Origin of the sequence: Bradyrhizobium acaciae (assembly GCF_020889785.1) — a bacterium.
Taxonomy (GTDB): domain Bacteria; phylum Pseudomonadota; class Alphaproteobacteria; order Rhizobiales; family Xanthobacteraceae; genus Bradyrhizobium; species Bradyrhizobium acaciae.
Window position 1 is genome coordinate 1 of record NZ_JACMYK010000318.1, and the last position, 973, is coordinate 973.

The following is a 973-nucleotide window of genomic DNA, read 5'->3' on the forward strand; positions in this document are numbered from 1 at the left end:
GGGAAGTGAGGTGTCATCAATAACCAGCACCGCATCCCTGCCGCCGACAAGTCGGTCCGCCTGGTTGAGCAGCTCTGTTTCCAGCGGCGTCGCGTCCCAGACACCGTCCGCAATGAAATGGTGCAACTGGTCGTAGTTGCCCGAGGCAAGGCGCTCCGCCATCGGCTGAACGCTCTTGCGATCGCCCGGACCGATCAATCCCGCAACATACAGAGGACACATCCGCTGCCGGGTCTTATGACCCAGCCGGTCCAAGAACGGCATCAGCCAACGTTCGAGTTCGTCTTCCCATCCGGGCATGGTCAGCCCTCCCAGAGCCGACCACCCATGAATCATTGAAAAATTGATTCGGGAATCCTATAAAACGCGGCAAAATCAACAATCTGCCAAAGTAGTGCTAGAGTGCAGACTCATTAAATCCACCATACAAGAGCGGCTGCCAGGCAGACAGAGGCCAGGTAGTTGCGCGCCAGCTTATCGTAGCGGGTTGCGATGCGCCTGAAGTCCTTCAGCCTGTTGAACGCGCTCTCGATGCGCCAGCGAAGCTTATAGAGACGCTTTGAGAAGCTGAACGGCTGCTTCCTGTTGCTGCGGTTCGGAATGACCGGCTTGGTTCCACGCTCATCCAGTTCCTCGTGCAGTTCAGCGCTGTCATAAGCCTTGCGCCGAGCATGCGCTTCGGCGACTGTTCACTCTGCGGATCAGGCGTTCGGTGAAGGGGCAGTCGTGCGCCTTACCACCGGTCAGCAGAATGGCGATCAAGCGCCCCTTAGCATCTGCGAGTGCGTGGATTTTCGTGTAGCGCCCTCCACGCGAGCGGCCAATAGCCTGCTTCTGCTCCCCCTTTTTCCGCCCGCTGCCGAGCGATGCGCTTTGACGTGCGTGGAATCGATCATTTGCGTATCCGTAGCGCGGCCCCGGCCGACGAGTTCTCGGAACAGGTTTTCCCAGACGCCACGTCGTGCCCAGCGCA

2 protein-coding genes and 1 pseudogene are annotated in these 973 nt (G+C 59.0%); all 3 read right to left on the minus strand.

Annotated elements, in window-relative coordinates; translation table 11 throughout:
* On the minus strand, positions 1–336 hold a 336-nt coding region (locus H8A92_RS40520), incomplete at its 3' end, for a transposase (RefSeq protein ID WP_229200813.1).
* Between the two features lie 77 nt (positions 337–413).
* The gene (locus H8A92_RS41305; protein WP_420831443.1) at positions 414–641 is read right to left on the minus strand and encodes a transposase; all 228 of its coding nucleotides are present in this window, start codon (positions 639–641) and stop codon (positions 414–416) included.
* A 10-nt stretch (positions 642–651) separates the two neighbouring features.
* Positions 652–973, minus strand: a pseudogene (locus tag H8A92_RS40525) (hypothetical protein); the annotation flags it as partial.